The organism is Streptococcus orisratti DSM 15617, assembly GCF_000380105.1.
Classification (GTDB): domain Bacteria; phylum Bacillota; class Bacilli; order Lactobacillales; family Streptococcaceae; genus Streptococcus; species Streptococcus orisratti.
In genome coordinates, this window is record NZ_KB904506.1 from 1 (window position 1) to 7,647 (window position 7,647).

9 protein-coding genes are annotated in these 7,647 nt (G+C 37.7%); 8 read left to right on the top strand and 1 reads right to left on the bottom strand.

What is annotated here, in order from left to right; all coding sequences use genetic code 11:
- The first annotated feature begins 407 nt into the window (after positions 1 to 407).
- Positions 408 to 1,334 (top strand): peptidase U32 family protein, encoded by a 927-nt coding sequence (locus A3I7_RS0110380; protein WP_018376698.1) that lies wholly within the window; start codon positions 408 to 410, stop codon positions 1,332 to 1,334.
- Positions 1,335 to 1,501: 167 nt separating this feature from the next.
- Positions 1,502 to 2,788: a peptidase U32 family protein gene (locus A3I7_RS0110385; RefSeq protein WP_018376699.1), complete on the top strand. Its 1,287-nt coding sequence runs from the start codon at positions 1,502 to 1,504 to the stop codon at positions 2,786 to 2,788.
- A 23-nt stretch (positions 2,789 to 2,811) separates the two neighbouring features.
- On the opposite strand, the gene A3I7_RS0110390 is transcribed toward A3I7_RS0110385, so the two are convergent.
- A complete protein-coding gene (locus tag A3I7_RS0110390; RefSeq protein ID WP_018376700.1) occupies positions 2,812 to 3,147 on the bottom strand; it encodes a hypothetical protein in 336 nt (111 codons plus the stop codon).
- Positions 3,148 to 3,270: 123 nt separating this feature from the next.
- Here A3I7_RS0110390 and A3I7_RS0110395 point away from each other — a divergent pair, with 123 nt between their 5' ends.
- From A3I7_RS0110395 to A3I7_RS0110420, 6 genes are all read left to right on the top strand, one after another.
- Positions 3,271 to 3,483 carry a YdbC family protein gene (locus A3I7_RS0110395; RefSeq protein ID WP_018376701.1) on the top strand — a complete coding sequence of 71 codons (213 nt, stop codon included), beginning with the start codon at positions 3,271 to 3,273 and terminating at the stop codon, positions 3,481 to 3,483.
- 227 nt (positions 3,484 to 3,710) lie between these two features.
- Positions 3,711 to 5,051 (top strand): DUF2130 domain-containing protein, encoded by a 1,341-nt coding sequence (locus tag A3I7_RS0110400; protein ID WP_018376702.1) that lies wholly within the window; start codon positions 3,711 to 3,713, stop codon positions 5,049 to 5,051.
- A gap of 4 nt (positions 5,052 to 5,055) precedes the next feature.
- A complete protein-coding gene (locus A3I7_RS0110405; protein ID WP_018376703.1) occupies positions 5,056 to 5,487 on the top strand; it encodes a GNAT family N-acetyltransferase in 432 nt (143 codons plus the stop codon).
- A gap of 144 nt (positions 5,488 to 5,631) precedes the next feature.
- Positions 5,632 to 5,865 carry a DUF1858 domain-containing protein gene (locus A3I7_RS0110410; protein ID WP_018376704.1) on the top strand — a complete coding sequence of 78 codons (234 nt, stop codon included), beginning with the start codon at positions 5,632 to 5,634 and terminating at the stop codon, positions 5,863 to 5,865.
- Positions 5,865 to 7,229 carry a DUF438 domain-containing protein gene (locus tag A3I7_RS0110415; RefSeq protein ID WP_018376705.1) on the top strand — a complete coding sequence of 455 codons (1,365 nt, stop codon included), beginning with the start codon at positions 5,865 to 5,867 and terminating at the stop codon, positions 7,227 to 7,229. The genes A3I7_RS0110410 and A3I7_RS0110415 overlap by 1 nt, the downstream gene beginning before the upstream one ends.
- Before the next feature lie 175 nt (positions 7,230 to 7,404).
- Positions 7,405 to 7,647 (top strand): helix-turn-helix domain-containing protein (locus tag A3I7_RS0110420; RefSeq protein WP_018376706.1); only part of this gene is annotated, 243 nt, incomplete at its 3' end.

Below are 7,647 nucleotides of genomic sequence, written 5' to 3' on the forward strand. Positions count from 1 at the left end.
CGATTATTGGATAAATAATCGCTAATTTTTATCAAAAAATAATTTCAAAATAGAAAGGAACTTGTCCCATCCCAAATTCCAGATAACTAGAACTTACTTTGAGACGCCTCAGAGCCAGTAACTTTAGTGTACTCTTTTTTTCAACTATTTCAAGCCTAAAACACCCTTGAATCTGCATTTTAGGCAAAAACAGAACTTAGTCTGAGACTAAATTCTGTTGGTTTTATGCAGTTTTCTCAGAGTAATTTCTGGAAGGACGGGAACTAGAACTTACTTTGAGAATTTACCATTCTTTCTTTTTGAGGGCAAATCAATAAACTCATGACATAAAAATTGACATAAAAATTTAACAATCTCGTTCAAAAATCTCCTCGTCCTATCAAAAAATTTGTTATAATAATTAAGTTATGGAAAAAATTATTATTACGGCGACAGCTGAGTCGATTGAGCAGGTCAAAGAGCTCTTAGCGGCAGGAGTTGATCGTATTTATGTTGGTGAAGAAAACTATGGTTTGCGTCTTCCTCATAATTTCACTTTTGATGAGTTGCGGGAAATAGCAGAGTTGGTTCATGGCGCAGGTAAGGAGTTGACAGTTGCCTGCAACGCTCTTATGCACCAAGACATGATGGATAATATTAAACCATTCCTTGATTTAATGAAGGAGATCAAGGTCGATTATCTTGTTGTTGGTGATGCAGGTGTCTTTTATGTGAACAAACGTGATGGCTACAATTTCAAACTCATTTATGACACTTCTGTCTTTGTGACATCAAGCCGTCAGGTGAATTTTTGGGGCGAACACGGAGCTGTTGAAACAGTTCTAGCGCGTGAAATTCCATCAGAAGAGCTGTTCAAACTCTCTGAAAATCTGGATTTTCCAGCGGAAATTTTGGTTTACGGTGCTTCAGTTATTCACCACTCAAAACGCCCGTTGCTACAAAATTACTATAATTTCACGCATATTGATGATGAAAAGACACGTGAGCGGGGCCTCTTCTTAGCTGAGCCAAATGACCCAGAAAGTCATTACTCAATCTACGAAGATAAACATGGCACCCATATTTTTATCAATAATGATATTGATATGATGACCAAACTGATAGAGTTGACTGAGCACAACTTTACTCACTGGAAATTGGATGGCATCTACTGTCCAGGTCAACATTTTGTGGAAATAGCTAAGCTGTTTATCAAGGCACGTGACTTGCTTGAAGCAGGTGAGTTTTCACAAGATCAAGCCTTTGTCTTTGATGAAGAACTACGTAAGTTCCATCCAGCAGGTCGCGGTCTTGACACAGGTTTCTATGAATTCGATCCTAAAACGGTTAAGTAACCCCTAATTGATTAGTAATGAGAGAGTTTCTAATTTCAGGGCATTGCTAGTCTTCGTCAGAACTTTATAATCTCAGGGGATGATTGAGTGTGTTAAATGTTTATTTTACTGCTGAATCATATTTTCCGAGCTTTTCTTACAATCTTGAAAATTGGAGAATAAATAATATGTCTAAAACGTTGAAACGTCCAGAGGTTTTGTCACCTGCTGGAACACTTGAAAAATTAAAAGTCGCTATTGATTATGGTGCGGATGCAGTTTTCGTTGGAGGTCAGGCTTATGGACTTCGTAGTCGTGCAGGGAATTTCTCAATGGAAGAAATGAAAGAGGGAATTGACTATGCCCATGCTGCAGGCGCTAAGGTCTATGTTGCCGCCAACATGGTTACTCACGAAGGTAATGAACTAGGTGCAGGTACTTGGTTCCGTGAATTGCGTGACATGGGACTTGATGCTGTTATTGTATCTGATCCTGCTCTCATCGTCATTTGCGCAACAGAAGCACCAGGTCTTGAAATCCATTTATCAACCCAGGCTTCATCAACTAATTATGAAACATTTGAATTTTGGAAAGAGCTAGGCTTAACACGTGTTGTTTTGGCGCGTGAGGTATCAATGGCAGAACTTGCTGAAATTCGTAAACATACCGATGTTGAAATTGAAGCTTTTGTTCATGGGGCAATGTGTATCTCTTATTCAGGACGTTGTGTGTTGTCAAATCATATGAGTCATCGTGATGCTAACCGTGGTGGATGTTCACAATCCTGTCGTTGGAAATACAACCTTTACGACATGCCATTTGGCACAGAACGTCGTAGCCTTCACGGTGAAATTCCAGAAGAATACTCAATGTCAGCTGTCGATATGTGCATGATTGAAAATATTCCTGACATGATTGAAAATGGTGTTGACAGCCTTAAAATAGAAGGGCGCATGAAGTCAATCCACTACGTCTCAACAGTAACTAACTGTTATAAAGCTGCTGTTGATGCTTACATGGAAAGCCCAGAGAAATTCTACGCCATCAAGGACGACTTGATTGATGAACTTTGGAAGGTTGCTCAACGTGAATTGGCAACAGGCTTCTATTACTCTACCCCAACAGAAAACGAGCAACTCTTCGGCGCTCGTCGTAAAATTCCACAATACAAATTTGTTGGCGAAGTTGTCGCCTTCAATGAAAAAAATATGACTGCAACCATTCGCCAACGTAATGTTATCATGGAAGGTGATGCAGTCGAATTCTACGGACCAGGATTCCGTCATTTTGAGTGTCATATTCAAGACCTTCACGATGCAGATGGAAATAAAATTGATCGTGCACCAAATCCAATGGAATTATTAACTATAACTGTTCCACAGGAGGTTAAAGCTGGTGATATGATTCGAGCCTGCAAAGAAGGGCTTGTCAATCTTTATCAAAATGATGGTTCAAGCCGTACTGTCCGTGCTTAATGAGATAAAAAGAACAAGTCGCTTTAAAACGAACTTGTTCTTTTTTGAGTAGGTAGCTGTGATGTACGAATAGTAGGGGGGACTAGGCTAAGTTTATCAATATCATCGAGAAGAATGATGGTTGAAATATTCTTTTTAAAATTTTTGAGAATAATTTTACCTTGCTCTTTATCATATCTTACCAAATCACCAGTGAAGCTATTGTTGTTGTAGATAGCATGCAGTGCTAGATTTTTACTCTGTGCTTCTTGAATAGTTGTAATGATTTTATTGGCTTTGAGATTGATGGAATTTGACTTTTTAGAAATATCTAGATAATCTTGCCAATAGTTTTTCGTTTTTCGTAGAAAATTTATCATGGTTTTTTTCCTAAAAAATTGATACAATGATTATACATTATTTTAGAGAAAAATAAAATATTTTGCTAAATAAGTTATTTTTTTTATTTTTTGCGAATAAGTAAGATAGGAGGAATAAATATTATGTCAGAATTTACATTTCATATTGAAGAACACTTACTCACTTTGTCTGAAAATGAAAAGGGTTGGACTAAAGAGCTGAATCGTGTCAGCTTTAATGGCGCTGAACCTAAGTGGGACATTCGTTCTTGGAGTCCAGATCACACTAAAATGGGGAAAGGGATTACTCTTACAAATGAAGAGTTCAAGACAATCTTAAACGCTTTCCGTAAATAAAAGCAAAGTATTTATCGGTATTATGTCTGTAATCCAGAATTGGAATATAATCCCCTATTCAAAGCACCTCTTTTCATAAAAATGAGGTGCTTTTTGTTATAATAGAGATATTAATACTCTTCGAAAATCAAACTCAGACGTTGTTTCCTTGGTTTGATGGAGACAGTTCTATCTGCATCAACTAGTCTAATTTTGATTTTCATTGGGTATAAGGTTGAGGTGAACTAATGAACGAAATTAAATGTCCCCACTGTGGAACGGTATTTACTATAAATGAAACAGAGTATAGTCAGCTTTTGGCTCAGGTTCGAGGCAATGAATTTGAAAAAGAAATTCATGAACGTTTGGAAAGAGAGAAGGCTTTGTTGACAGAGAAGTCCAAAAATGACTTACAACTTCAAGCTAGTCAAAAAGATCAAGAAATTAGAGATTTAAGCCAACAATTAGAGCAGTTGAAACAAGTACAGAATTTTGACAAGCAAAAGGCCTTGGCTGAGAAGGACAGTCAGATTGCTACCTTAAAGGCTGAATTAGAAAAATTATCTGATCAGAATGCTTTGAAACTACAAGAAGCATTGTCTGATAAGGATAAGGAAGTTCAGTATTTACAAGCTAAACTTGACAAACAGGCTTTAAGTCATGAAAATGAATTACAAAAAACTTTATCCAGTCTTGAGAAAGAACGTGATGCGGTTAAAACTCAGTTAGCTTTACAAGAGAAAGAAACTGAGTTACAGCTATCTTCAGTACGTAATGACTATGAAGCACAGCTTAAGGCCGCTAATGAACAAGTGGCTTTCTACAAGGATTTCAAGGCACAGCAATCAACTAAGGCTATTGGTGAGAGCCTTGAAGTCTATGCTGAGACAGAATTTAACAAGGTACGTTCCTATGCCTTTCCAAATGCCTATTTTGGTAAAGATAACGAGGTCTCTAAAGCTTCAAAATCCAAAGGTGACTTCATTTTCCGAGAGAAAGATGAAAATGGTATTGAAATACTATCTATCATGTTTGAAATGAAGAACGAAGCGGATACGACAAAAACGAAACATAAAAACAGTGATTTCTACAAGGAACTTGATAAGGATCGCCGCGAGAAAAAATGCGAATATGCCGTCTTGGTATCAATGCTAGAAGCTGACAATGACTATTTTAATACTGGTATTGTTGATGTTAGCCATGAATACGAAAAAATGTATGTTGTGCGCCCTCAGTTTTTCATCCAATTAATTGGTCTTCTGCGAAATGCTGCGCTAAATTCGCTGAAGTACAAGCAGGAATTGGCTTTGGTTCGTGAACAGAATATTGACATCACGCATTTTGAGGAAGATTTGGAAACTTTCAAGTCAGCTTTCGCAAAAAATTACGAACTGGCTAGTCGAAAATTCAAAACAGCTATTGATGAGATTGATAAAACTATTAGCCATCTTCAAAAAACAAAAGATGCCTTGCTATCTTCAGAAAATAATCTACGTCTAGCTAATAATAAGGTTGAAGACGTGACGATAAAAAAATTAACTCGAAAAAATCCGACTATGAAGGTAAAATTTGATGCTTTGAAAGGGTGAAGATATGTTAAAAATACGAGATTATCGAAGTTGTGATGTTGAGGCCTTAGTCCCTCTATTTAAGGAGTTGGGTTATCCGTCGGATAAAAAGACTTTGGAAAGACGCTTAGCAAATTTGCTGAAGAATAATTATTTGCTGAAGGTTGCCAGTCTTGACGAAACGGTTGTCGGTTTTATTGGCTTTTCAAAATTGTATTTCTTTGAGCGCGATGGCTTTTATTATCGTATTCTTGCTTTGGTGGTTAGTGAAAGTTATCGAAATCGTGGGATTGCCTCGTGCTTGATGGATAGTGTCAAGGAACAAGCTAGCTTAGAGGGAGCATCTGCCTTGGCATTGAATAGTGGCATGACTGTTGAACGGCAGAAGGCACATGTATTTTATCAAAATTATGGTTTTAAAAGAGCAAGCTACGGTTTTGTTTTGGACTTACATTAAATTTGGAACGTTGTGAGAATAAAGATTTGGTTAAAAACCAATAATTAAAAGATTGCTAAGAAATAAGTGAAAAGGATATCTTTCTCTTTTTCATTTCCCAAAAATTCGTTATAATGAACCTATCCTATCAATTGAGGTATCTTTATGAATAATACAATAGATTTAACACAACCAGTTGCCGAACTTATTAAAACTCATCCTGAACTCAAGGATATTTTGGTTGAACTTGGTTTTAAGCCTTTGGCCAATCTTGCTATGTTAAATACTGTCGGTAAGGTCACAAGTTTGAAAGCTGGTTCTAAATTAGCAGGTGTTTCTCTTGACAAAATCAAGCAAACCCTAGAATTTAACGGCTATGAAGTATTTGGGGGTGAATAATGGCAGATGAACGTATCGAAGTCTTAAAAGACATTTTATTGGAACTTCATCATGGAGCGGGCGCTGAATCAGTGCAAGAACATTTTAATCAGAATTTCAAAGGTGTCTCTGCCATTGAAATTTCCATGATGGAACATGAACTGATGACTGCCGACACTGGCATCACCTTTGAAGATGTGATGGAACTTTGTAATGTCCATGCCAATATCTTTAAAGGTGTTATTTCCGATGTAGATGTCCCTGATTCTGAACAAGAAGGGCATCCTGTCAAAGTTTTCAAGGACGAGAATTTGGCTCTCCGCGCAACGATAATGCGTATTCGTCGGATTATTGATAACTATACCAAACCTGAAAATGCGGAGTTTCAAGATGATATTCTCAAAGGGTTAAAACATCAGTTTGATTTGCTGGGACAATTTCACAATCATTATACCCGTAAGGAAAAACTCTTTTTCCCAGTTATGGAGCGTTACGGACACGATTCACCACCCAAGGTTATGTGGGGAGTTGATGACGATATTCGTGCGCTTTTCAAGACAGCAAAGACAACTTTAGAACAGTTTCCTGATGCATCTATTGAAGAACTCAATCAGGACTTCAAAGCTTTCGCCAAAGAGTTTGAAGAGATGATTTTCAAAGAAGAAGCCATTCTTCTCATGATTTTGTTGGAGAGTTTCACGCAAGATGATTGGCTGCAAATAGCCAGTGAGAGCGATGCTTACGGCTATGCCATTATTAACCCACTTGAAAAGTGGGTTCCCCACCGCGAGTCTTTTGAAAATGAAGCTGTCGCAGAGACTTCTGACAACGAACTAACTGATACTCTGGACCAAATTCCAGCAGCCACCTCAACTGCTCTAACCAATACAAAAGTCATTGAGATACCAGAAGGTCAATTTACCATCACCTTTACGCCCAAGGAAAAAGAATTTGCGGCAGACCGTACAACACCGCAACCTTTTGGCAATGGTTATCTTTCAGTTGAACAAGCCAATCTTATTCTTAATAATTTGCCGTTGGAAATCACCTTTGTTAACAAAGATGATATTTTTCAATATTATAACGACAGCGTACCAGCCGCAAAGATGATTTTCAAACGTACGCCAAGTCAAGTCGGACGCAATGTGGAACTCTGTCATCCACCAAAAGTTTTAAATAAGGTTAAGAAAATCTTCAAATTGTTGCGCTCTGGCGAACGAGACAAGGTAGTCATGTGGTTTAAGTCTGAAAAATTAGCTAAATTTGTCTATGTGACTTACGCAGCTGTCCGTGATGAATCAGGGGATTTTCAAGGTGTCCTTGAATATGTTCAGGAAATTCAGGATTTCTTAGAGATTGATAGTGACTACAATCGGGATATATAAGAGGCTCTATGGAAGTATTTTAGAGTTGTTGAAAACTGCCTAGCTGATTGATATACTCCCCTTATAGTGGACAGTGAAAAAACAAAAATTTTCACTAGAAACTTGATATACTCCCCTTATAGTGGACAGTGAAAAAACAAAAATTTTCACTAGAAACTATAAAGGGAGTTTTACTATGTCCAAAAGAAGTCCAAAGTCTGTCTCTGAGAAACTAGAAATTGTTCTACTCCACTTGGAAGCTGGGAAATCACTTAGCTGGTTAGCTAGGCACCATGGTGTGTTTAAAGACACCCTATCGAACTGGGTTCGGAAGTACAAAGAATCTGGTATTGAGGGGCTAGAGGAAAGCCGTCGCTGGATGAAGTATAGTAAGGAACTAAAGGAACAAGCTGTTTCCGACTATCTTAATGGTTTGGGA